The organism is Erythrobacter sp. SDW2 (assembly GCF_021431965.1).
In the GTDB taxonomy this organism is placed as follows: Bacteria; Pseudomonadota; Alphaproteobacteria; order Sphingomonadales; family Sphingomonadaceae; genus Parerythrobacter.
On the sequence record NZ_CP090370.1, the window covers coordinates 1,780,034 to 1,803,060 of the forward strand.

Annotated in this window: 23 protein-coding genes; 10 read left to right on the forward strand and 13 right to left on the reverse strand. The window is 63.7% G+C overall.

The features are described from left to right. From LY632_RS08685 to dnaK, 3 genes are all read right to left on the reverse strand, one after another. Positions 1–882 carry an MBL fold metallo-hydrolase gene (locus LY632_RS08685; RefSeq protein ID WP_234090749.1) on the reverse strand — a complete coding sequence of 294 codons (882 nt, stop codon included), beginning with the start codon at positions 880–882 and terminating at the stop codon, positions 1–3. A 75-nt stretch (positions 883–957) separates the two neighbouring features. Then, positions 958–2,070, reverse strand: a complete 1,113-nt coding sequence (gene dnaJ, locus LY632_RS08690) for a molecular chaperone DnaJ (RefSeq protein ID WP_234090750.1) — start codon at positions 2,068–2,070, stop codon at positions 958–960. A 74-nt stretch (positions 2,071–2,144) separates the two neighbouring features. Then, positions 2,145–4,067, reverse strand: coding sequence for a molecular chaperone DnaK (gene dnaK, locus LY632_RS08695; protein WP_234090751.1), 1,923 nt, complete (start codon positions 4,065–4,067; stop codon positions 2,145–2,147). Between the two features lie 192 nt (positions 4,068–4,259). Between dnaK and LY632_RS08700 the strand changes: the two genes are divergently transcribed. From LY632_RS08700 to LY632_RS08715, 4 genes are all read left to right on the forward strand, one after another. Next, positions 4,260–4,763: a copper chaperone PCu(A)C gene (locus LY632_RS08700; protein ID WP_234090752.1), complete on the forward strand. Its 504-nt coding sequence runs from the start codon at positions 4,260–4,262 to the stop codon at positions 4,761–4,763. Positions 4,764–4,765: 2 nt separating this feature from the next. After that, the gene (locus tag LY632_RS08705) at positions 4,766–5,287 is read left to right on the forward strand and encodes a vgr related protein (protein ID WP_234090753.1); all 522 of its coding nucleotides are present in this window, start codon (positions 4,766–4,768) and stop codon (positions 5,285–5,287) included. 25 nt (positions 5,288–5,312) lie between these two features. Then, on the forward strand, positions 5,313–5,816 hold the full coding sequence (locus LY632_RS08710; protein WP_234090754.1) for a PH domain-containing protein: 504 nt from the start codon (positions 5,313–5,315) through the stop codon (positions 5,814–5,816). Between the two features lie 108 nt (positions 5,817–5,924). After that, a complete protein-coding gene (locus LY632_RS08715) occupies positions 5,925–7,079 on the forward strand; it encodes an indoleamine 2,3-dioxygenase (protein ID WP_234090755.1) in 1,155 nt (384 codons plus the stop codon). Positions 7,080–7,196: 117 nt separating this feature from the next. On the opposite strand, the gene LY632_RS08720 is transcribed toward LY632_RS08715, so the two are convergent. Genes LY632_RS08720 through hrcA form a run of 3 tightly spaced genes read right to left on the reverse strand, consistent with a single transcriptional unit; the run spans position 7,197 to position 10,603 of the window. Next, the gene (locus tag LY632_RS08720; protein ID WP_234090756.1) at positions 7,197–8,960 is read right to left on the reverse strand and encodes a DUF885 family protein; all 1,764 of its coding nucleotides are present in this window, start codon (positions 8,958–8,960) and stop codon (positions 7,197–7,199) included. Beyond that, a complete protein-coding gene (gene grpE / locus LY632_RS08725; RefSeq protein ID WP_234090757.1) occupies positions 8,957–9,544 on the reverse strand; it encodes a nucleotide exchange factor GrpE in 588 nt (195 codons plus the stop codon). The genes LY632_RS08720 and grpE overlap by 4 nt, the downstream gene beginning before the upstream one ends. Before the next feature lie 18 nt (positions 9,545–9,562). Continuing rightward, positions 9,563–10,603 carry a heat-inducible transcriptional repressor HrcA gene (gene hrcA, locus LY632_RS08730; RefSeq protein ID WP_234090758.1) on the reverse strand — a complete coding sequence of 347 codons (1,041 nt, stop codon included), beginning with the start codon at positions 10,601–10,603 and terminating at the stop codon, positions 9,563–9,565. Between the two features lie 148 nt (positions 10,604–10,751). Between hrcA and rph the strand changes: the two genes are divergently transcribed. The 4 genes from rph to LY632_RS08750 are packed head-to-tail and all read left to right on the forward strand — an operon-like array spanning position 10,752 to position 14,159. Further along, positions 10,752–11,477: a ribonuclease PH gene (gene rph, locus LY632_RS08735; RefSeq protein ID WP_234090759.1), complete on the forward strand. Its 726-nt coding sequence runs from the start codon at positions 10,752–10,754 to the stop codon at positions 11,475–11,477. Continuing rightward, positions 11,474–12,103: an RdgB/HAM1 family non-canonical purine NTP pyrophosphatase gene (gene rdgB / locus LY632_RS08740; RefSeq protein ID WP_234090760.1), complete on the forward strand. Its 630-nt coding sequence runs from the start codon at positions 11,474–11,476 to the stop codon at positions 12,101–12,103. The genes rph and rdgB overlap by 4 nt, the downstream gene beginning before the upstream one ends. 11 nt (positions 12,104–12,114) lie before the next feature. Further along, positions 12,115–13,266 carry a radical SAM family heme chaperone HemW gene (gene hemW / locus LY632_RS08745; RefSeq protein WP_234090761.1) on the forward strand — a complete coding sequence of 384 codons (1,152 nt, stop codon included), beginning with the start codon at positions 12,115–12,117 and terminating at the stop codon, positions 13,264–13,266. Further along, positions 13,263–14,159: a tyrosine recombinase XerC gene (locus LY632_RS08750; protein WP_234090762.1), complete on the forward strand. Its 897-nt coding sequence runs from the start codon at positions 13,263–13,265 to the stop codon at positions 14,157–14,159. The genes hemW and LY632_RS08750 overlap by 4 nt, the downstream gene beginning before the upstream one ends. Here LY632_RS08750 and LY632_RS08755 read toward each other — a convergent pair. Genes LY632_RS08755 through rsmI form a run of 4 tightly spaced genes read right to left on the reverse strand, consistent with a single transcriptional unit; the run spans position 14,156 to position 16,961 of the window. Continuing rightward, positions 14,156–14,761 carry a DedA family protein gene (locus LY632_RS08755; RefSeq protein WP_234090763.1) on the reverse strand — a complete coding sequence of 202 codons (606 nt, stop codon included), beginning with the start codon at positions 14,759–14,761 and terminating at the stop codon, positions 14,156–14,158. The genes LY632_RS08750 and LY632_RS08755 overlap by 4 nt on opposite strands. A gap of 20 nt (positions 14,762–14,781) precedes the next feature. Beyond that, positions 14,782–15,738 (reverse strand): glutathione synthase, encoded by a 957-nt coding sequence (gene gshB, locus LY632_RS08760; protein ID WP_234090764.1) that lies wholly within the window; start codon positions 15,736–15,738, stop codon positions 14,782–14,784. Positions 15,739–15,747: 9 nt separating this feature from the next. Beyond that, the gene (locus tag LY632_RS08765) at positions 15,748–16,098 is read right to left on the reverse strand and encodes a YraN family protein (protein ID WP_234090765.1); all 351 of its coding nucleotides are present in this window, start codon (positions 16,096–16,098) and stop codon (positions 15,748–15,750) included. Further along, positions 16,095–16,961 (reverse strand): 16S rRNA (cytidine(1402)-2'-O)-methyltransferase, encoded by an 867-nt coding sequence (gene rsmI, locus LY632_RS08770; protein ID WP_234090766.1) that lies wholly within the window; start codon positions 16,959–16,961, stop codon positions 16,095–16,097. The genes LY632_RS08765 and rsmI overlap by 4 nt, the downstream gene beginning before the upstream one ends. 26 nt (positions 16,962–16,987) lie before the next feature. On the opposite strand from rsmI, the gene LY632_RS08775 reads away from it, so the two are divergent. Then, complete coding sequence (locus LY632_RS08775; protein ID WP_234090767.1) at positions 16,988–18,157, forward strand: penicillin-binding protein activator; 1,170 nt, start codon at positions 16,988–16,990, stop codon at positions 18,155–18,157. A gap of 78 nt (positions 18,158–18,235) precedes the next feature. Next, on the forward strand, positions 18,236–20,212 hold the full coding sequence (gene parE, locus LY632_RS08780) for a DNA topoisomerase IV subunit B (protein ID WP_234090768.1): 1,977 nt from the start codon (positions 18,236–18,238) through the stop codon (positions 20,210–20,212). 45 nt (positions 20,213–20,257) lie between these two features. On the opposite strand, the gene LY632_RS08785 is transcribed toward parE, so the two are convergent. The 3 genes from LY632_RS08785 to LY632_RS08795 all read right to left on the reverse strand — a co-directional run bounded on the left by LY632_RS08785 (position 20,258) and on the right by LY632_RS08795 (position 23,005). Continuing rightward, complete coding sequence (locus LY632_RS08785) at positions 20,258–21,307, reverse strand: TerC family protein (protein ID WP_234090769.1); 1,050 nt, start codon at positions 21,305–21,307, stop codon at positions 20,258–20,260. Positions 21,308–21,386: 79 nt separating this feature from the next. Further along, positions 21,387–21,557, reverse strand: a complete 171-nt coding sequence (locus LY632_RS08790) for a YdcH family protein (RefSeq protein ID WP_234090770.1) — start codon at positions 21,555–21,557, stop codon at positions 21,387–21,389. Between the two features lie 218 nt (positions 21,558–21,775). Then, positions 21,776–23,005, reverse strand: a complete 1,230-nt coding sequence (locus tag LY632_RS08795) for a bifunctional alpha/beta hydrolase/OsmC family protein (protein WP_234090771.1) — start codon at positions 23,003–23,005, stop codon at positions 21,776–21,778. Positions 23,006–23,027: the final 22 nt, after the last annotated feature.

Sequence of the window (23,027 nt, forward strand, 5' to 3'; positions counted from 1 at the left end):
CTATTTCATGCTTTGCCAGATCGCGGTGACGAATGCGTCATCACTGATGAAGCCTTCGCCGCGATTAAAGTCGGCGAGCGGCTTTGCGGCGACAGTTTCTTCAAGTGTCTTGCCTTGATCCTTTAACGCCATCACGCGTGCCACGGCATCCCCGATCATCGCGCGATAGGCAACCAGTTCGGCCTTGTTCGACATGGGGCCGTGGCCTGGAATGACCTTCGTCTGGGCATCGATCATCCTGATGACGGCATCGAGCGAGTTCATGGCGTTGAACACATTCCCGCCGGACGAGACATCGATGAAAGGGTAGCCGGGGATCTTGAAATAGAGATCGCCCATGTGGACGACGTTGTCCTCGCGCCAGAAGATCACGCTGTCACCATCGGTGTGCCCGCCGCCGAGGAACATGACATCGACGGTGTCCCCATTGACGTGCAAACGCAGGCCTTGGCCATAGGTGACGACCGGCAGCGCTTCCTTGGCAGCCGGAGCAATCGGGTTTTCTCCCGCGCGTCCTTCCTTCAGCCGCACCCTGACATTCTCCTGCGCGAAGATGAGCGCGCCCTTCTTGCCGAAGTTCTCGTTCCCGCCGGTGTGGTCACCGTGATAGTGGGTGTTGATCAGAAACTTAACCGGCGTTGCGCCAAGCGCTGCCACGGCGGCTTCGATCTTTGCGGTCAATGGTGCGAACTGGTCGTCGATCAGGATTGTACCGTCCTCGCCATGGCTGACCCCGATATTGCCGCCCGCGCCGAACAACACCGCGATACCTGGTGCAACTTCCTCGGCCTTGATCTCGACATCGTCGAAATTGCGCTGGGCACTGGCCGACGCTGAAAGAGCGAGCAGCGAAAGGCCGGCGAGCGGAACGAGATACTTCATGAGGAACCCCCTATGGTTGCCATGGCTGAACGAGCGGCATTGGCTGGGGTTCCTTCGATAGCCTATTCGGGCAGGTTAAGCCCCAAACGCGTCCTTGATCTTGTCGAAGAAGCCCCGGCTTTGCGGGCATTCGTCGCCGGTCTCGGTCTCGCGGAACTGTTCGAGTAGTGCCTTCTGCTCCTTGGAAAGCTTGGTCGGAGTCTCGACAATCACTTCCACGATCAGGTCACCCCGCCCGCGACCTTGCAGCACCGGCATGCCGGAGCCGCGCTTGCGCAGCTGCTTGCCCGACTGGATACCGGCAGGGATGTCGATGGTGTTGGTCGAGCCGTCGAGATCAGGGATTTCCACGCAGCCGCCCAGTGCCGCCTTGGTGAAGCTGATCGGGACGCGAGTGATGAGCGAGGTCCCGTCACGTTCGAACACATTGTGCGGCTTTACATGCAGAAAGATGTAGAGATCGCCCGGCGGTGCGCCACGCGGTCCGGCCTCGCCCTTGCCGGTCAGGCGGATACGGGTGCCGGTATCGACGCCGGGCGGGATTTCGACCTTGAGCGCCTGCGCCTTGTCCACCCGGCCTTCACCGCGGCACGAGTGGCACGGGTCTTCCAGAACTTCGCCGCGGCCGTGGCAATTGGGGCATGGCCGCTCGACCATGAAGAAGCCCTGCTGCGCGCGGACCTTGCCGTAACCCTTGCAAAGGTTGCAGCCGCGCGTGCCGGTGCCGGGCTCCGCGCCCGAACCCTTGCAACTGTCGCAGGCGACCGAGACTTCGATCTCGATCTCGGTGTCTTTGCCATGGAACGCATCGTCGAGCGTGATGTCCATGTCATAGCGCAGGTCCGCCCCGCGCTGCGGCCGCTGGCGTCCTCCGCCGCCGAAGGCGCTGCCGAAGATGGTCTCGAAGATATCGCCGATATCCCCGAAGTCGGGCTGCGGCCCGCGCCCGCCGCCGCCGTTCTGAAAGGCGGCGTGGCCGAAGCGGTCATAGGCAGCGCGCTTCTGCGGGTCTTTGAGCACTTCGTAAGCGGCGCTGATGGCCTTGAACTGCGCCTCTGCATCGGCATCGCCCGGATTGCGGTCCGGGTGCCACTTCATGGCGAGCTTGCGGTAGGCGGATTTGATCGTGGCATCGTCCGCATTGCGAGCGACGCCGAGCAAATCGTAGAGATCGGTTTCGGCTGACATCTTACCCCAGTCCCAAAACTCGGACCGCCACCGATGCGCATGCATCAGCGGCGGCCCGGTCTTCCATCAGGACATCAGCCCTTGTTGTCTTCGTCGACTTCCGAGAATTCGGCGTCGACGACGTCTTCGTCTTCCTTCTTGGGCGCTTCGCCGCCGTCACCGGCAGGGGCGGCATTGGCCTGTTCCTGCTCGTAGATCGACTGGCCCATCTTCATGGCGACCTGGGTCAGCGCCTGCGCCTTGGCGTTGATGGCATCGACATCGTCGCCTTCCAGCGCGGTCTTGGCCTCGGCCACGGCGGCCTCGACTTCACCCTTCAGGGCAGCATCGATCTTGTCGCCGTGCTCTTCGAGCTGCTTTTCTGTTGCATGGACCAGGCTGTCGGCCTGGTTGCGGGCTTCGGCAGCTTCCTTGCGCTTCTTGTCTTCCTCGGCGAACTTCTCCGCGTCCTTGACCATCTGGTCGATGTCGGCATCCGACAGGCCGCCGCTGGCCTGGATGCGGATTTGCTGTTCCTTGCCGGTGCCCTTGTCCTTGGCGCTGACGTTGACGATGCCGTTGGCGTCGATGTCGAAGGTGACTTCGATCTGCGGCACGCCGCGCGGCGCCGGGGGGATGCCGACGAGGTCGAACTGGCCGAGCAGCTTGTTGTCCGCCGCCATCTCGCGCTCGCCCTGCGACACCTTGATCGTCACCGCGTTCTGGTTGTCCTCTGCGGTCGAATAGGTCTGCGTCTTCTTGGTCGGGATCGTCGTGTTGCGGTCGATCATGCGGGTGAACACGCCGCCCAGCGTCTCGATGCCGAGCGAAAGCGGGGTCACGTCGAGCAACAGCACGTCCTTGACGTCGCCCTGCAGCACGCCGGCCTGGATGGCCGCGCCCATGGCAACGACTTCGTCCGGGTTGACGCCGGTGTGCGGTTCCTTGCCAAAGAACTCCTTCACGACTTCGCGGACCTTGGGCATGCGGGTCATGCCGCCGACCAGGATCACTTCATCGACGCCGCTCTTGTCGACACCGGCATCGGCCAGCGCCTTCTTGCACGGTTCGATGGTGCGCTTGATGAGATCGCCGACCAGCTGTTCCAGCTTCGATCGGCTGATGGTTTCGACGAGGTGCAGCGGGGTCGAGCTGCCGCCTTCCATGCGGGCGGTGATGAAGGGCAGGTTGACTTCGGTCTGGGCCGAGCTCGAAAGTTCGATCTTGGCCTTTTCCGCAGCTTCCTTCAGACGCTGCAGCGCGAGTTTGTCGGCGCGCAGGTCCATGTTTTCCTTCTTCTTGAACTCGTCGGCGAGATATTCGACGATCGCGTTGTCGAAATCTTCACCGCCGAGGAAGGTGTCGCCATTGGTCGACTTCACTTCGAACACGCCGTCACCGATCTCGAGGATCGAGACGTCGAAGGTGCCGCCGCCGAGGTCATAGACGGCGATGGTCTTCCCATCGTCCTTGTCCATGCCATAGGCGAGCGCGGCCGCAGTCGGCTCGTTGATGATGCGCAGCACTTCGAGGCCCGCGATCTGGCCGGCGTCCTTGGTCGCCTGGCGCTGCGCGTCGTTGAAGTAGGCCGGGACGGTGATGACCGCCTGGGTGACGGTTTCACCGAGATAGCTTTCGGCGGTTTCCTTCATCTTCTGCAGGATGAAGGCCGAGATCTGGCTGGGCGAGTATTCTTCGCCGCCGGCCTTGACCCAGGCATCGCCATTCTTGCCCTTGACGATGTTGTAGGGGACGAGCTCCATGTCCTTCTTGGTCATCGGATCGTCGAAACGGCGACCGATCAGGCGCTTGATCGCGAACAGCGTGTTGTCAGGGTTGGTCACCGCCTGGCGCTTGGCCGGCTGGCCGATCAGGCGTTCGCCATCCTTGGTGAAAGCGACGATCGAAGGCGTGGTGCGCGCACCTTCCGAATTCTCGATGACCTTGGGCTTGCCACCGTCCATGACGGAAACGCAGCTGTTGGTGGTGCCGAGGTCGATCCCGATAACTTTGCTCATTACTACCCCATTCGGTTCGTTTGTTGGACGCCGCGCACTTGGCCCCCCGCTGGGCGGCAAGGCCGGTCGGCGGCTCGGTTGACCCGGCGGATATAGGTGGCCTTTGGGCCGGGACAAGGCCTCGGGCGAGGGTTGGCAATGCCTGCGGTCAGGACTAGTTGATGAAGTGATTTGAGAAGGAACCCGCCCCCCATGAATCACACCTTCGCTGCTTTGGCATTCGGTCTTGCCGCATTCACAATCGGCGGTTGTCAGAACGAGCCCCGCACAGCGACGGAGCATGAAGCCGCGCCAGTTTCGGACACCGGGATTGAAGGGCTGACTGTCGCCAAGGCTCACCTCATGATGCCGGCAGTGGCGGGAAATCCGGCTGGCCTGTTTTTCGATGTTTCCTACAGCGGCACTGACGAACTCACCCTAGAAAGTGCAGACATTGCGCAGTCGCAGGCCACCACGATCCATGACGTTGTCGAGAAGGACGGGATGACCCAGATGGTAGCGCTTGGGCCGCTCCTTATCAAAGCGGGGGATGCTGTGTCCTTCGCCCCCGGCGGCAAGCACGTCATGGCGATGAAGCTCGACGAAGCGGTTGCGCCTGGCAGCAAGGTCGACGTCACGCTGACCTTCGCTGGAGGCAAGACCGCCAAATTCACCGCCGACGTCATGCCTGCCGGCGAAACGAAGATGGAACACTAGGTTTGGCAGACGGGGTCGATCACCTTCACGCCGAACCGCTGCCTTCCTGCCCGGTGGGCGGCGAACGCGGGCTGACCGAGGCGGAAGTTGCCCTCGCCCGCAGCGTGTTCGGAGACGCGATCCGCTATGACAAGGTGACCCTGCGGCGGCGCAAGTTCTTCCCCTTCCAGCCGCGCAGGATCACCATGGCCCCGCGCGGGCATCTGCATTTCCACCCCCGGGGCGAGGCCTATTGCGACGATTTCGGCCTCGCCGATTTCCGCAAGCGGGGACTGTTCATCCATGAGATGACGCATGTCTGGCAGACCCAGCAAAAGGGCGAGTGGTACCTGCCGCTGCACCGGCACCCGTTCTGCCGCTATTCCTACAGTCTGAAGCCCGGCTGGACTCTGGAGCAGTACGGGATCGAGCAGCAGGCTGAGATCGTCAAACACGCCTATTGGCTACGCAGCGGCATCCGGATCGGCGGGGTCGGCGATGCCTCGGCCTATGACCTGCTGGTCAATTTTCCGGGTGCGGGTTAGTTTGGTTCAAGAGGGGGTTCGAAACATGAGTGAACTGCGCGATGTGTTCCGGTCTTCGCTCGGCCGATGGCTGATCGGTACCTCGGCCGGGCTTGGCACCGTACTTCTCGGCATAGCAGGCTTTGTGGTCATGGTCGGCGCAGCGGGCGAATGGGGCGCATGGCCATTGGGCCTGACGGCTGTCGCCTTGCTGATCGTTGGGTGGAAGTGGCTCGAAGTGATGAGCGAGTCGTTCGAAGTCACCCCCCAGCGCGTTGTCGTGCGGCGCGGCATCATCATGAAGAGCGTGGACGAGATCGAGCTTTATCGGGTCAAGGATGTCCGGCTCGATTTCAGCCTGCTCAACCAGATGGCGGGTATCGGCACCATCACCATTACCTCGAGCGACGAAACCACACGCGATGGCAAGCTGGCGATGAACCATGTCGCCCGGGCGCAGGAGCGGCGGGAGGAAATCCGCGAGCTGGTTGACAAGGCGCGGCGCGAACGCGGTGTGCGCGAGATCGACATGTCGCATGAGCCACACTGACGGCTAATACCTCCTTTTTGCCGTATCGGGCTTGAGCAAACCGGTTGCAATTGATACCGGATACGCGTCCGGGCGGCCCAACCCGCGCCCGGCCCACGAGTCCCAACAATGGAGCTTCAAGACTACGGTTTGAGCCGCGAGCGCGGCTACCTTTCGCATTACGAGATCGACGAGATCACCCTGCCCGGCCAGTTCGCCGATGTGGTCAAGGCCGCCGGCAACCTCTCCGGCCTGCTCTCGACCGGGCGCGTGCGCCACTGGCTTGATCAATTGCCCGATCCGGGTCTCGAGGACTGGGCCCGCGAAGCGCCCGAGGAAGAGGTCCGCACCGCGATGGTGCATTATTCTTTCCTGGTGCAGGCCTATGTCTGGGGTGAGCCGACCCCGCCCGCGCATCTGCCCGCCAATCTGGCCCGGCCGATGGTCGCCGTGTCCGACCGGCTCGGACAGGCACCGCTGCTGCCCTATTCGGGCTATGTACTCGACAACTGGGCACGGCTGGACAAGTCGGGCCCGATCACGCTCGACAACATTTACATGCACCAGAACTTCCTCGGCGGAGACGACGAGAACTGGTTCGTGATGATCCACGTCGCGATCGAGGCCGAGGCCGGTGTCTTGCTCGACAATGCTGCCAAGCTGGTCGGCGTCGCGGACGAAGCCGAGGCCGAGCGCCTGCTGGTGGAAATGAACGAGGCGTGGGAGCGTATCTATGGCCACTTCGCGCGGATGCCCGAACGCTGCGATCCCTACATCTATTTCCACCGTGTGCGGCCCTATATCCATGGTTGGGCCAACAACCCGGCGCTGGAACATGGCGGTCTCATCTATGAGGGCGTGGAAAAGCTGGGCGGCAAGCCGCAGGCGCTGCGCGGCCAGACCGGCAGCCAGTCGAGCATCGTCCCGGCCATGGATGCGCTGTTCCAGGTCGGCCACAGCGACGATCCGCTGCGGCAGTTCCTCGACGAGCTGCACAGCTATCGTCCGGTGCCCCACCGCCGCTTTATCGAGGATCTGGCGGCGCAATCGACCCTGCGCGATTTCGTGCGCGCCTCGGGCAACCAGAGTCTCAAGGACGCGTTCAACGCCTGCCTCAACCAGTCGGCCCGCTTCCGCACGCGGCACCTGGAATATGCCGCCAGCTACATCAACAAGCAGGCGGGCAGCATTGCCGGCAACGACCCCGATGTCGGCACTGGAGGCACGCCCTTCATGAAGTACCTGAAAAAGCACCGCGACGAGAACGCGGCGCAGTTGGTTTAGGCAAAGGATCTCCACCCTTCCCCGTCTTGCCAGCGAAAGCTGGCATCGCTCTCCTCTAGCTCTTCGCTTGCCGAGGGTGATCCCAGCTTTCGCTGGGATGACGGAGTTGGTGTGTGTTTAGTCATAACTCACCCCCGCAAGCCCCTGCCCGCCATCGGCGATAAAGGCATCGATCCGATCTTCCAGCACCGGCAGCGGGACCGAGCCCAGTGACAGCACCACATCGTGAAACTTGCGGATGTCGAACTTGTCGTCCAGCGCCGTCTCGGCCTTGGCGCGGACGCGGCGGATGGTCATTTCGCCGAGCTTGTAGGCCAGTGCCTGCCCCGGCCAGCTGATATAGCGGTCGACCTCGGTGTTCACCTCATGCGTCGATAGCGCAGTGCGGGTGGCGAGATAGTCCACCGCCTGCTCGCGGCTCCAGCCATAGTGGTGGATGCCGGTGTCGATCACCAGCCGCACGGCACGCCACATCTCGTAGCTGAGCTGGCCGAACTTCTCATAGGGCGTGCGGTAAATGCCCATCTCGTTCCCGAGATACTCGACATAGAGCCCCCAGCCCTCGCCGAAGCCGCTGAAATAGGTCCGACGGCGGAACTCTGCGGCGGCTGGCTGCTCGTTGGCTACCGCCGCCTGGAAGCTGTGCCCGGGCGCGCATTCGTGGAGGGTCAGCGCGGGGATATTGTAGAGGGGGCGCGACGGCAGGTCGTAGGTGTTCATCTGGCACGCTTCGTATCCGCCCCGACCGGCGGTATAGAAAGGCGCGATCGCCGGATCGACCTCGACAATTGCGAACCGGTGCCGCGGCAGGAAGCCGAAATAGGCCCCCAGCTTGCCGTCCACGCGCTTGGCGGCATAGGCTGAGACGCCCATCAGCTCGTCGGGCGTGCGCGCCACGAATTGCGGATCGGTGCGCAGGAAACGGATGAACTCCTGCAAGCTGCCAGCGAAGCCCGCTTCCGCCTTCACCTTCTCCATTTCGGCAGTGATGCGCGCCACTTCACTGAGGCCGATCTCGTGGATCTGTTCGGCAGTGAGGTCGAGGGTGGTGTATTGGCGGATCTGCTGGGCGTAATAGGCCGGGCCATCGGGCATGGCATTGGCAGCCAGAGTGGTGCGGGTTCCGGGCCGATACTCTTCACGGAAAAAAGTTAGCAGCCTGGCATAGGCGGGTGTCACGCCATCCTCGATCTCGCTGCGGCCCGCCGCTTTCAGACGGTTGGCCTCGCTCGCCGGGATCGACGCCGGCATCTGCGCAAACGGCACCCAGAACGGGCTCGTCTCCGCCGTATCGGTGACATAGGCGGCGAGCGAGACGTCGCGCCCCTGCAGCGTCACCTGCGGCACCGAGAACCCGCGCGCAAGCCCGGTGCGGGCGTTGGCGATATGCTCGTCGAAATAACGCGGGATGTCCTGCAGCCGGACGAGGTAATCCTCATATTCCTTGACCGTCGCCATGCCGCCGCGCTCTGTCAGATAGCTCCAGAAGTTGTTGTCGCTGTCGAACGGCATTTCCCATTCGCGAAAGCGCGCATCGCCGATCTCTTCCTGCAGCAGCGTACGCAGGACCGCAGCGTCGATCCTGGCCTTGTCGGAAAATTGCGTCCGATCGATAGCCTCCAGCTTGTCGAGCAGTTCCGCAGCCTCGGCGGCGTATGCCTGCTGAGCCGCCGGCGTCACGTCCGGCAGCTTGCCCGAGTAGGAAACCTTTCCGTCCTCGCCGATGGTGGCACCGGAGCGGACCGCCTGATCCTTTTGATACTCGTCGGCCAAGGCCTTCAGCGCATCGTCGGCGCTAACCTGGGCTTGGGCCTGAGCGTGGGCGGGCGAAACGACCGCGACGAGAGCCACCGCCGCGATACCGAAGGCCCGCCGGATCATTCCGGTTTCTTCGCCACACCGACCATGGCCGGGCGGAGCAACCGGTCCTTGATCATATAGCCGGCCTGCATTTCCTGCACGATGGTGCCCGGCTCGGCGTCATCCGTGGGGATTTCCATCATCGCCTGGTGCTGGTTCGGGTCGAGGGGCAGGCCCAGGGCGGCGATACGGGTCACGCCGTGCTGGCCGAAGACCTTGTCGATCTCGCGCTGGGTCGCCTCGATCCCGGCGACGAGTCCCTTGAACTTGTCGTCATCGCGCAATTCCTGCGGGATTGAATCGATTGCGCGGCTGAGATTGTCGGCCACCGATAGGATGTCGCGGGCAAAGCCGGTCGCGGCATAGGCGCGCGCATCCTGGATGTCCTTCTCCATGCGGCGGCGGACGTTCTGCGTATCGGCCTTGGCGTAAAGCACCTCTTGCCTCGCGGCCTCGAGGTCGCTCTTGAGCTGGGCGATGGCGTCCGACAGGTTTTCCCCCCTGTCATCGCCGCCATCATCACGGAGGTGTTGGGGCACGCCTTCCAGTTCACGTTCAACTTCTGCGTCAGCCGCAGTGTCCTGCTTCTTGGTATCTTCGATCATTGTTCTGAGATTTTCCGGTTAACCGATCAGTTTGCCCAGCGAGCGGGCCGTGAAATCCACCATGGGGACGACGCGCGCGTAATTCAACCGCGTCGGGCCGATCACCCCCAGCACGCCGACCACCCTGCCCTCGCGGTCGCGATAGGGCGAGGCGATGACGGAAGAGCCCGAGAGCGCGAACAAGCGGTTCTCGCTGCCGATGAAGATCCGGGTCGCCTGCGCCTCGCGCGCGGTCTCCAGCAATTCGGCGACCGACTGCTTGTTCTCGAGATCGTCGAGCAGCGAGCGGACCCGCTCCAAATCCTCCAGCGCACTGGCATCGAGCAGATTGGCCTGCCCGCGCACGATCAGCAGCGGACGCTTGGCCGTGTCCTCGGTCCACACCGCGAGACCGCGCTCGACCAGGTCCTGACTCGCCTTGTCGAGCGCCGATTTGCCCGCAGCGATCTCCTGCCGCATCGCCGAACTCGCTTCGGCCAGGGTCCGTCCCATCAACCGTGACGTGATGTAATTGCTGACCTGTTCAAGCAGGTGCGCAGGAGTGTCACCGGTCTCGATGACGCGGTTCTCCACTCCGCCATCCTCGCCGACCAGCACGGCCAGCGCCCGCCCCTGCCCCAAGGGAACCAGCGTGATCTGCGCCAGTCGAGGTTCCCGGCTCGGAACCATCACCATGCCTGCAGCCCCGCTAAGGTCGGACAGCATCGCACTTGTCGCTTCAAGCGCCTGTTCGATTGGCCCCGACTTCTCCAGCCGCGATTCGATGGCCTCGCGTTCGGCCTGCGTGGGTTCCGCGACCTGCATCATCCCGTCGACAAACAGCCTCAGGCCCGTCTCGGTCGGCAAGCGGCCCGCGCTGGTATGCGGCGCGGCCAGCAGACCCACAGCCTCAAGGTCTGCCAAGACTGAACGGATCGAAGCGGGCGAGAGATCGAGCGACTGGTCCTGCGACAAAGTCTTCGACCCCACCGGCTGCCCGCTCTCGAGATAGCCCTCGACGACCAGGCGAAAGATCGCCCTGGCGCGTTCGGTCAGTTCGGTGACGGGTGGGCTGGTCATGCAGCACACTTAGCCGCAATCACCAGACTTTCAATTTTCCGCTCGGGCTGAGCTTGTCGAAGCCCCGCACTTTCCTATAGCGCAGCGGCAGAAGCAGGACCGCGCCTCGACAAGCTCAGGGCGGACGGATCCTGGAACAGGAGTTGTTATGAGACCTTCCGGACGCGCGCCCGACGAGATGCGCGCTATCACCATCGAGACCGGCTTTACCAAGCATGCCGAGGGCTCCTGCCTGATCAGCTTCGGCGAGACGCGCGTGCTGTGCACTGCCAGTGTCGAGGAGCGCCTGCCGCCATGGCTGCGCGGCAAGGGCCAGGGCTGGGTCACCGGCGAGTATTCGATGCTCCCCCGCGCCACCCACACCCGTGGCGACCGAGAGGCGGCGCGCGGCAAGCAGTCGGGCCGGACGCAGGAAATCCAGCGGCTGATCGGGCGCAGTTTACGCGCTGTGGTCGACATGAAGAAGCTGGGTGAGCGGCAGATCACGCTCGATTGCGACGTGATCCAGGCCGATGGCGGTACGCGCACCGCGTCGATCAGCGGGGCCTGGGTGGCGCTGCGGCTCGCAGTGAACAAGCTCATGGCCGAGGGCGCGATCAAGGACGATCCGATCTCTGCCAAGATCGCGGCGATCAGCTGCGGCATATACAACGGCACGCCGGTGCTCGATCTGGATTACGTCGAGGATTCGGGCGCTGACGCCGATGCCAACTTCGTGCTGATCGAAGGCGGCCAGATCGCCGAAGCACAGGCCACCGCCGAGGGCGCGACCTATGATGAGGAAGCCCTGCTGCGCCTGCTTCGCCTCGCCCAGATCGGCTGCGCGCAGATCTTCAAGGCTCAAGAACAAGCAACGCACGCGGCGACGAAATGACTCGCCGCCTAGGTTCCGGCTCGCTGGTGATCGCTACGCATAATGCGGGCAAGCTGAAGGAGATTTCGGCGCTGCTCGATCCCTATGGGGTCAAATGCATCAGCGCAGGTTCCCTCGGCCTGCCGGAGCCGGCCGAGACCGGGACGACCTTTGCCCAGAATGCGCTGATCAAGGCGCGGGCGGCGGCAGACGCTTCCGGGCTGGCGGCGCTGGCGGACGACAGCGGCTTGTCGGTCGAGGCGCTGGGCGGCCGTCCGGGAGTCTACACCGCCGACTGGGCCGAACGGCAGTGGTTCGAAGGCGAGCCGGGCCGGGACTGGTATATGGCGATGGGCAAGGTCGAAGGGATGCTGCAACAACTTGGCCCTGAGACTGATCGCTCGGCGGCTTTCCATTGCGTGCTGGCGCTTGCCTGGCCCGATGGCGAGCATGTAATTTACGAGGGCACCTGCAACGGTTCGCTGACCTGGCCCCCGCGCGGTACGCTGGGCTTCGGTTACGATCCCGTTTTCATACCCACGGGCAGCGAATCGACCTTCGCCGAGATCGACCCTGCGCAGAAACACGCCATCAGCCACCGCGCCGACGCCTTCGCCAAGCTGGTCGCGGAACAATTCGGCGGCTAAAGTCCCGGCCCATGGCCCGCGCGCTTTACATCCACTGGCCGTTCTGCGCCCGCAAATGTCCCTATTGCGACTTCAACAGCCATGTCCGCGCCAGCGTGGACCATGGTGTGTGGGAGCGCGCCTTGCTGGCGGACATGCGCCACGAGGCCGCCCTGGCTGGCGGCGAGCCGCTCGATTCGATCTTCTTCGGCGGCGGCACGCCTTCTCTGATGCCCCCTGCCCTCGTGGCGTCATTGCTGCACCAGGCCGAGGCGTTGTGGGGCTTTGCACCCGATATCGAGATCACGCTGGAGGCGAACCCCTCCTCGGTCGAGGCGGCGAACTTCGCTGCTCTGGCCGAGGCCGGCGTCAACCGCGTATCGCTCGGGGTGCAGGCGCTCGATGACGAGGCCCTGCGCTTCCTCGGGCGACTCCACGGCGTCGACGAAGCGCTGGCCGCGCTCGAGACGGCGCAAAAGGCGTTCAGTCGGGTCAGCTTCGACCTGATCTACGCCCGGCCCGGCCAGACCGAGGCGCAATGGCGGGCGGAACTGGACCGTGCGCTTGGCTTCGGCACATCGCATCTGTCGCTCTACCAACTCACTATCGAGCCGGGGACGCGCTTCGCCACCGAGGTGCGGCAGGGCACGTTCACACCACTCGAAGACGACCCGGCAGCAGAACTTTTCGTCCTGACGCAGGAGATGAGCGCCGCAGCTGGACTGCCCGCCTACGAAATCAGCAACCACGCCCGGCTTGGCGAAGAAAGCCGCCACAACCTCACCTACTGGCGGTACGAGGACTATTGCGGGATCGGGCCGGGCGCGCATGGTCGGCGTGGTGGCCATGCGACCATGCGCCACAAGAAGCCCGAGAACTGGCTCGCGTCGATCGAAGAGCGAGGCCACGGTGCACAGGAAGAACGCGCACTTACTGTAAGCGAGCAAGCATCGGAAGCGCTGATGATGGGACTGCGACTGGCGGAGGGCGTGGACCTCGCAGCAATGGCGCAGAGGTTCGGTCTTGCAGAAACCGCACTGGTCGCTGCCGAGCGGGTCGAATTCTACCGGCGGCTGGGGATGGTGATGCGAGCTGGCCCCCGCCTGATCGTTACACCACAAGGCATGCCCCTGCTCGATGCCTTGCTGGGCGAACTGGTCGCGTCGGAGCTGGTGCTGGCATGAGCGCCGCCGCTCTGCTCGGCCAATGGCACACCCACCTCGCTGACGAACGGCGCCGCTCCCCTCATACGGTCCGGGCCTATCACAAGGCCGCCGAACGCCTGCTCCACGCCCGCAGCCTGTCGGAATGGGAGGAGGTCGCCGCTATCGACAGTGGCACCTTGCGCCGCCATCTGGCCCATCGCCGCGCAGAGGGCCTGGCCAATACCTCCGCCGCACGAGAACTCTCGGCGCTCAAGGCCTTCATCGCTTATGCCCGCAGCGAGACCGGCGCGGACGAAGCCTCTGCCCCGCGCCTGCGTGGTGCTCGGGTCAAGAAGGGCCTGCCTCGGCCCGTGACGCCCGATGATGCTGTCGGTCTCGCCGATATGGTCGAGGCCAATGCTGCCGAAGACTGGATCGGCAAGCGCGATCGCGCGGTGCTGTTGTTGCTCTATGGCGCTGGAATGCGCATTGCAGAAGCGCTCTCGCTGACTGGCTCATCGTATCCGTTGGGCGAACGACTTCAGGTCACCGGCAAAGGTGGCAAGCAAAGGATAGTGCCGATCTTGCCGATCATTAGAACGGCTGTGGGCGGCTATGTCGAGGCGTGTCCCCTGCCGATCGCCAAAGATGGCCCTTTGTTCGTCGGCGCCAAAGGTGGCCCGCTGTCGCAAGGCTTGATCCAGAAGGCCACCGCCCGCGCCCGCCGTGCGCTCGGCCTGCCCGACACCGCGACGCCCCATGCCCTGCGCCACAGCTTCGCGACGCATTTGCTCGGTGCCGGGGCTGATCTCAGGAGCCTGCAGGAATTGCTCGGCCATGCCAGTCTCGGCTCGACGCAGATCTACACCAAAGTCGATGCCGCGACATTGCTCGAGACCTATCGCGATGCGCACCCGCGCGAGCGGCGCTAGCGGTCCGCGCGCGGTTTCCACGTCACCACTCGCCATAGGTAGGCGCCTAGCGCCAGCGCGGTCAGAGAGATGATCCCCCATCCCAGCACGTCCTGCGAACGTTCCAGCCAGCGCGACAGCCATTGCCCGCCCATGATCAGTGCCGCGTTCCAGATCAGCGATCCGGTGAAGGTGAAGAACAGGAACCGCCCGATCTGCATGTGCGCCAGCCCTGCCGGGAGCGAGATGATCGTTCGCAGGAAGGGCGAGAACCGCAGCAGGAAGATCACCCAGTCGCCATATTTGTGGAAGAACAGGATGGCGCGCTCCACGTCCTCCCACTCCAGCGTCAACCAGCGGCCCCAGCGCTGCACAAATGGTTCAAGCCGCCGATATCCGAACCGGTCGCCGAGCCAGTACCAGAAGTAATTGCCGGCGGTGGTGCCAAGCGTGCCGATAACCAGCAGGGGCCAAAACTGCATCTCGCCGCGCGCCACCAGAATGCCGCCGATACCCATTATGACTTCCGAAGGGACCGGCGGAAAAACGTTCTCCAGCACCATCAGCGCGAAGATGCCCAGGTACCCGCCGCGGGCGATGGTATCGACGATGAACTCGCCCATTCTGGAATATTCGTCCCGATTCAGTGCATGGCCGCGTGCCGCGCTTCGAAAGCTTCCCAAAGCCGGGCGGGCGTATCGGTTCCGTTGAATTTGTCGATCGCCATGATTCCGGTCGGTGAAGTGACGTTTATTTCGGTCAGATACTTGCCGCCGATCACGTCGATTCCGACGAACACCAGTCCGCGCCGTTTCAATTCCGGACCCATGGCGGCGCAGATTTCCTCTTCATGCGGGGTCAGCTCTGTCGCCTCGGCATAGCCGCCCTGGGCGAGGTTGGAGCGGAACTCGCCCTCGCCCGGCTTGCGGTTGATGGCGCCGGCAAACTCGCCATCGACCAGCACGATGCGTTTGTCACCCAGCGCCACTTCGGGAAGGAAGGGCTGGACCATATGCGGCTCGGGCCAGGTCTGGTTGAAGACTTCGCTCAAGGCCGAAAGATTGCCGCCGTCGGCCTCGACCTTGAAGATCGCCTTGCCGCCATTACCGTGGAGAGGTTTCACAACCACAGCGCCATGCTTCTGCTGGAAATCGCGAATGTCGGCCAGCTCGCGCGCAATCAGCGTCGGCGGCATGAAGCGGGCGAAATCCAGCACGAACATCTTTTCCGGTGCGTTCACGACCTCGCGCGGGTCGTTCATCACCAGCGTGGTGCCTTTCAGCCGGTCGAGCAGCAGTGCCGAGGAAATGTAGCCGAGGTGGAACGGCGGATCCTGCCGCATCAGTACCACGTCGATATCGGTCGCAAGGTCGATCCGGCGGCGTTCGCCCATGGTGAAATGATCGCCTTCGACCCTTTGCACAGTCACCGGTGCGGCATGGGCAGTGATCCGGCCATCCTCATAGGCCAGCGTCTTCACATCATAATGCCAGACGCTATGCCCCCGTGCCTGCGCCGCGACCATCAGCGCGAAGCTCGAATCCCCGGCGATGTTGATGCTTTCCAAAGGGTCCATCTGGACCGCGACGCGCAGGGACATGGTTCTTCCTCATGGTTGCCAGGCGTTGGCGATGTGGCGCGGGAAGCTGCCGGGCGCAAGGAGGATGACGTCGATGCGGATGTCCTCGCCCTGTGTGGCATAGTCGTGCGCGACTGCTTCAGCCGCAGCGGCGACACGCGACAATCGGCGCTCGTCGATCGCATAATCGAGCTCTGACTTCTCCTTGCGCCATTTGACTTCGATGAAGGATACCAGCTTCCCGCGCCTGGCGATCAGGTCGATCTCGCCAAGCGGGGTTTTCACGCGCTGAGCAAGGATCGACCAGCCCTTGGCCCTGAGCCACAGCGCCGCGCGCTTTTCGCCGTCGCGGCCGCTCTGCTCGGCGACCTGGCGTTTCATCCCTTGAGCTCCATCGCCCGGGTGTAGAGGTCCTTTCGCTCGAGCCCGGTGAGCTTGGCGACATGCGCGGCTGCTTGAGACGTCTTCATCGTCGCCAAGGCTTCTCGCAACAAGGCGTCGGAATCTCCGGCGAACTCTTCCTCGGGCGGCGGGCCTACCATCAGGACAATCTCTCCCTTTGGAGGGTTGGCCTCGTACCAGGCTACCAGCCCCGCTCCCATGCCCCTGCGGCATTCCTCATGCAGCTTGGTGATCTCGCGCGCGACGGCGATTTCCCGGTTCGGCAGGACTTCGTCGATGGCTTCGAGGCTCTTCACCAGCCTTGGCCCACTTTCATAGAAAATGAGGCTGGCCGGCACGGTGGCCAGCTCTGTCAGCATATCGCGCCTTGCCTTGTCCTTGGGTGGCAGGAAGCCAGCGAACAAGAAACGATCATTGGGCAATCCCGATAGCGTCAGCCCGGCAATCGCTGCACAAGCGCCGGGGGTCGTTGTCACGTAGTGGCCGAGTTCGCGAGCCTCGCGCACCAAGCGGTAGCCAGGGTCCGACACCAACGGCGTCCCGGCATCGCTAACCAGCGCGATCGCCTTCGCGCCGCATTCCTGCGCAATTTGCACGCTCGCCTTTGCCTCGGCATGATCGTCGTAACGCCACAGTGGCTTCGAAATACCCAGGTGCTTGAGCAGCTTGCCGGTCACGCGTGTGTCTTCGCAGGCCACCGCGTCGCAGCGTGACAGCGTATCGATCGCGCGCATGGTCATATCGCCAAGATTGCCAATAGGCGTGGCGACTATATAGAGGCCGGGACGAAGGGCCTCGCCCCGCGGCGCGATGGGTGGATCACTCTGCACCGGGCAAGGCATGGACAGAAGTTTTGGGAGTCGCAAGCATGATGGGCTTGAAAACGGGCTGGCGCTGGTTGGCCATGGTGGCAGCAGGTCTGGTCCTGGCCGGGTGCCAGGTCATTCCGAAAGCGCCGGACGTCACCACCGATCCGGTAGTTGTCGACCCCGACGATACGCCAATTGATACCGCCCTTCCCTCCGATGATGAACGTCATCGCGTAGCTCTGCTGGTCCCGCTGACAGGCGAGAACGGCCGCGTGGGTCAGTCGATTGCCAATGCCACCACCATGGCACTGCTTGATACCAGTGCCGGCAACCTGCGCATCACTACCTACGATACCGCGACGGATGCCCGCGCGGCTGCGAAGCAGGCAATCGCCGACGGCAACAAGCTGATCCTCGGCCCGCTGCTGGCAGAGAATGTCGCGCTGGTGCTGGCCGAAGCGCGCCCTGCGCGGGTGCCGATCATCTCCTATTCGAATGACGAGAGCGTCGCGTCCCCCGATGCCTTCGTGATGGGGCACCTGCCAGGCCAGTCGATCCAGCGCTCTGTTTCCTATGCAAAAAGCCAAGGTGCAGCGAACGTCGCAGCAATTGTTCCCGATGGCGAATACGGCCGCCGTGCCGAACGCGCGCTGACGGATGCCTTGCGTGAGAACGGTCTTGCGCTTGTCGGTATAGAGCGGTTCGACCGCGGTAACACTTCGATCGTCAGCGCATCCGAGCGACTGCGCCAGCGCGGCGGGTTCGACACTGTCCTGATCGCTGACGGATCGCGGCTTTTCATCCAGTCGGCCAACGTGCTGCGGCCCTCTGGCCGCGGCACAACCCAGTTGATCGGGACCGAGCTGCTGAGCGGTGAATCCTCGATTACGCAGGCAGCCTCGATGCGTGGGGCATGGTTCTCCGCCGTATCGGACAGCCGGTTCAAGCGCTTTGCCGACAGCTACAACACCCGGTTCGGTAGCCAGCCGTTCCGCATCGCGACGCTGGGTTACGACAGCGTGCTTCTCGCGCTCCGTGTCGCTCGTGACTGGAAGGTCGGCACCAGCTTCCCGACCGGCAAACTCTATGCCGATGACGGCTTCCTGGGTCTCGACGGGGCGTTCCGCTTCAACGCCAATGGCGTGGTCGAGCGGGCCATGGAAGTGCGCGAAGTGCGCGCCGGTGAAGTCGTGGTCGTAGACCAGGCGCCTGCGAAGTTCGTCGAGTAGGCCCGCTACGAGCGGGGCTGCGCAAAACATGCCGGCTCCGCTTGTGGGGCCACGAAGCCGGGGCCTATAGCTTCGGCCATGTCTGACGATCTGTTCGAGAATACCCCCGCCTCCAGCGGCGATTATGACAGCTCATCGATCGAGGTCCTTGAAGGCCTCGAGCCGGTACGCCGTCGGCCCGGCATGTATATCGGCGGCACCGATGACCGCGCCCTGCACCACCTGGTCGCAGAAGTGCTCGACAACTCGATGGACGAGGCCGTCGCGGGCCACGCCACGCGGATCGAGATCAGGCTCGAAGAAGGCAACACCGTCTCCATCGCCGACAATGGTCGCGGTATGCCGGTGGACGAGCATCCCAAGTTTCCGGGCAAGTCGACGCTCGAGGTCATTCTGTCGATGCTCCATTCGGGCGGTAAGTTCTCCGGCAAGGCATACGCCACCTCCGGTGGCCTGCACGGTGTCGGGGTGAGCGTGGTCAATGCGCTTTCCAGCCATACGCGGGTCGAGGTCGCACGCGACCGGCAGCTGTTTGCGCAGGAGTTTTCCAAGGGGCAAACGCTCGGCCCGCTCCAGCAGCTCGGGCCTACCCCGAACCGGCGCGGAACGACCGTTACTTTCACCCCCGACACCGAAATTTTCGGGGATCGCCTGTTCAAGCCCGCGCGGCTGTTCAAGATGGCGCGCTCGAAGGCATACCTCTTTGCGGGTGTGGAAATTCGCTGGAAATGCGCTCCTTCACTGGCGAGCGAGGATGTGCCGGAAGAGGCGGTGTTCAAATTCCCCGGCGGCCTGGCCGACCATTTGCGCGAACAAGTGGGAGCGCGCGAATGCGTGACCGCCGATCCCTTCACCGGACGGCAGGACTTCCCGGACGAGCAGGGCCGCGTCGAATGGGCCATCGCCTGGCCGCTATGGTCCGATGGCTCGACCAGCTGGTACTGCAACACCGTGCCGACGCCGGACGGCGGCACGCACGAGCAGGGGTTGCGCACCGCCCTCACCCGCGCCCTGCGGGCTTTCGGCGAGCTGACCGGCCAGAAGAAGGCGAAGGACCTTTCCGCCGACGACGTCATGACCGGCGCCGAGATCATGCTCAGCGTCTTCATCCGCGATCCGCAGTTCCAGAGCCAGACCAAGGACCGCCTGACCTCGCCCGAAGCCGCACGCCTGGTCGAGAACGCGGTGCGCGACCATTTCGACCACTTTCTCTCCGACAATATGGAGCGCGGCAAGGCGCTGCTCGCCAGTGTCATGGAGCGGATGGACGAGCGGCTGCGGCGCAAGGCCGAGCGCGAGGTCAAGCGCAAGACCGCCACCAATGCCAAGAAGCTGCGCCTGCCGGGCAAGCTCACCGACTGCAGCGGCGAAAGCGACGGCGAGACCGAACTGTTCATCGTCGAAGGCGACAGCGCCGGGGGCAGCGCCAAACAGGCGCGCAACCGCAAGACCCAGGCGATCCTGCCGATCCGCGGCAAGATCCTCAACGTCGCCAGCGCCACCGCCGACAAGATTCGCGCCAACCAGGAAATCGCCGACCTCGCGCTCGCCCTCGGCTGCGGGATGCGCAAGGATTGCGACCCCGAGAACCTGCGCTACGACCGCATCATCATCATGACCGACGCTGATGTCGACGGCGCGCACATTGCGACGCTGCTGATGACGTTCTTCTTCCAGGAAATGGCCGAGGTGGTGCGCAATGGGCACCTCTATTTGGCGCAGCCTCCGCTCTACCGGCTTACCGCAGGCAAGGAGAGCGCCTACGCCCGGGACGACGCCCACCGCGCAGAGCTGGAAGCGACGCAGTTCAAGGGCAAGAAGGTCGAGGTCGCGCGGTTCAAGGGCTTGGGCGAAATGAATCCGCAGCAGCTGCGCGAAACCACCATGGCGCCCGAAAGCCGCTCGCTTATCCGCATTACCCTGCCGCCGGAGCACGAACAGCGCCACGCGATCAAGGAACTGGTCGACCGGCTCATGGGCCGCAATCCGGAACACCGGTTCAACTTCATCCAGAACCGTGCGGGCGAAGTCGACCGCGACCTGATCGACGCCTGAGATGTAAAAAGGGGGGCGGACCGCAATGCGATCCGCCCCCCTTGCTTATCCGGCCTTGTTGTCGGCCAAGTCGTCGATGTGCTTCTGGACCATGGCAGGCGAATCTTCAGCCGGCCACTCCGGTTCAGGCTCCCCGCGGGTCTTCCACAGCGAGTAGAATATACCGGCAGCGATCAGCCCTGCCGTTACCCCCAGGCTCAGCACAGGCGGGAACTTGTCTCCGCCCATCACGAAGTCGGCAACGAAGATTTTCGAGCCGATGAACACCAACACGGCGGCCAGCGCGTATTTCAGATAGTGGAACCGGTGCACCATCGCTGCCAGCGCAAAGTAAAGCGCCCTGAGGCCCAGGATCGCCATGATGTTGCTGGTGTAGACGATAAAGGTATCCGTGGTGATCGCGAAGATCGCTGGCACGCTGTCGACCGCGAATACCAGGTCTGCGAGGTTGATAACCACGAGCGCCAGGAACAGCGGTGTCGCCGCCGTCACCAACTTGCCGGTTTTCTCGTCGGTCACCTTCACGAAGAAGTGCTGGTCGTGCAGCCTTGGTGTGACCCGCATATGCGTCGATATCCATCGCACGACAGGGTTCTTGGCCACATCCATCGGTTCGTCACCGGCGAAGAACATCTTGATGCCGGTGAAAATCAGGAAGGCGGCGAAAATATACAGCACCCAGTAGGCCTGGCTGACCAGCGCGGCGCCGCCGGCGATCATCAGGCCGCGCAGCACGATCACCGCCATGATACCCCACAACAGGGCGCGGTACTGGTATTTCGGCGGGATCGCGAAATAGGTGAAGATCAGACTGATCACGAAGACGTTGTCGATCGACAGTGCCTTCTCGATGAAGAAGCCGGTGTAGTACTGCATGCCCAGCTCGGCCCCGCGCTCGAACCAGATCCAGCCGCCGAACAGCAGTGCGATGCCGATGTAGAAGGCGCTGAGCTTCAGAGATTCGCCGATGCCCATCTCCTTGTCCTCCTTGTGGAGGACGCCGAGATCGAAGGCAGTCAGCGTGGCGACAAGGCCGAGAAAGACGAGCCAGAACCAGGCCGGCGTGCCGAGCCAGTCGGCGTAAAGAAATTCCATGACGAACGATTCCCAGGTATAGACGCAACAACGCGCGGGGCTTGGGTTTCGATCCCCGCGCGTTGCGGCAAATGTCGGATCAGTGCCGCCCGCTGCGTTGCAGCCGTGCAAGCCGGTCCTTGATGGCGAGTTTCAGCTTTTTCAGCCTGCCGACTTCGGATGGATCGGGGCGCAACCGGCCCTGCGCTAGGCGCAACAGTTCATCGAGGCGCTGGTGGCGCTCGAGCAGGCGAAATTCGCGATAGGACATGCGTAATGCTCCCTTCGAAACGGATTGACGTTCGATCGGAAGCACCGGGCACAGACCCGGACCGTTGGAAGGGGGAGGGAGGAACGACCCCGGACCCGTGCATCGGTGCTATCCGATGCGGTCCGACATCACGAGGCGATCATCCGGCAATCCGGGCGATGCGCCGCGCCAGAGGGGCCCGGTCCGCACAGGTCAAATACGAACGATCTGCTCCGATTTCAAGCCGTATTTCCGCCCTTCGTGGTATGAATGTGCAAACGGCCTTCGAGCGTACGGTGCACCGGGCACTTGTCGGCAATTTCCATCAGCTTGGCCTGGGCCTCTTCGGTCAGCTCCGCACCGATGATCGTGATGGCGCGGTGAAGTGCCTGGACCTGGGTACCTTGCTCCATCGCCCGGGCATGCTCGCAAGCCTTTCCGTGATCGCGCTCGTGCGTGACGTGGACGCTGACGCCCTCAAGGGGCAGCCCCTTGCGATCGGCGTACATCTTCATCGTCATGGCGGTGCAGGTACCCAGCGCCGCGCCGAGGAGGTCGTAAGGCGTCGGTCCGGTGTCGTCTCCACCCACGCTGCGCGGTTCGTCGGCGATGAAACGATGGGCGGTCGTATGCACCTCCGTGCCGAACCTGCCGTGCCCGGTGCATACGATGACGCCTTCCTGCGGCAGCGGCCAGTCGGCATTGATCGGCAGGTAGCGCTCCGCCCAACTTGCGATCATGCCCGCCACGAAATGTGCATCGGCGACTTTGGTCAGCAAATGGTCGGCGTCGGCGAGGCTGACGAAGCTCTTGGGATGCTTTGCGGCGCCGAACAGGGCCGACGCATGTTCGATGCCCACGATCTGGTCAGTCGGTGAGTGGCAGAACATCAGCGGCAGCCGCAGCGTGCCGACCTGTTCGAGCAGCGTGGCGTTGCGGGTCCGGTCGAGGAATGCCTTGCTCAGCTTGAAGGCGCGGCCACCGATGGTGACATCGCCCTCCCCGTCCCGCTCGATTGCGGCAAGATCGCCCTGGATATTGTCCAGCACGTGCGGGACATCGGACGGGGCACCGATGGTCGCCACGGCGGCAACGCGTCTCCTTCCCAGCAAGTTTGCAGCAGCCAGGACCGCCGCCCCGCCGAGGCTGTGGCCGACCAGCAGGATGCCGTCGCCGAACCTCTCGCACAGCGCGCCGGCACTGGCGACCAGGTCCTCGACGTCGCTGGCGAACCCGGCGCGGCCGAACTCGCCCTCGCTCCCGCCAAGCCCGGTGAAGTCGAACCGCAGCGTGGCGATCCCGCGCCGGGCCAGTGCACGCGTGACCTCGACCGCGGCTTTCGACTGCTTCGTGCAGGTGAAGCAATGTGCGAACAGCGCGGCGCCGCGAACCAACCCGGTCGGCATTTCGAGCGCGCCCGATAGCTTGTGACCGGCGGGCGTATCGATAGCGAACTGTTCGGTGGGCATGGGCGATCCTCTTGCGGCCTGT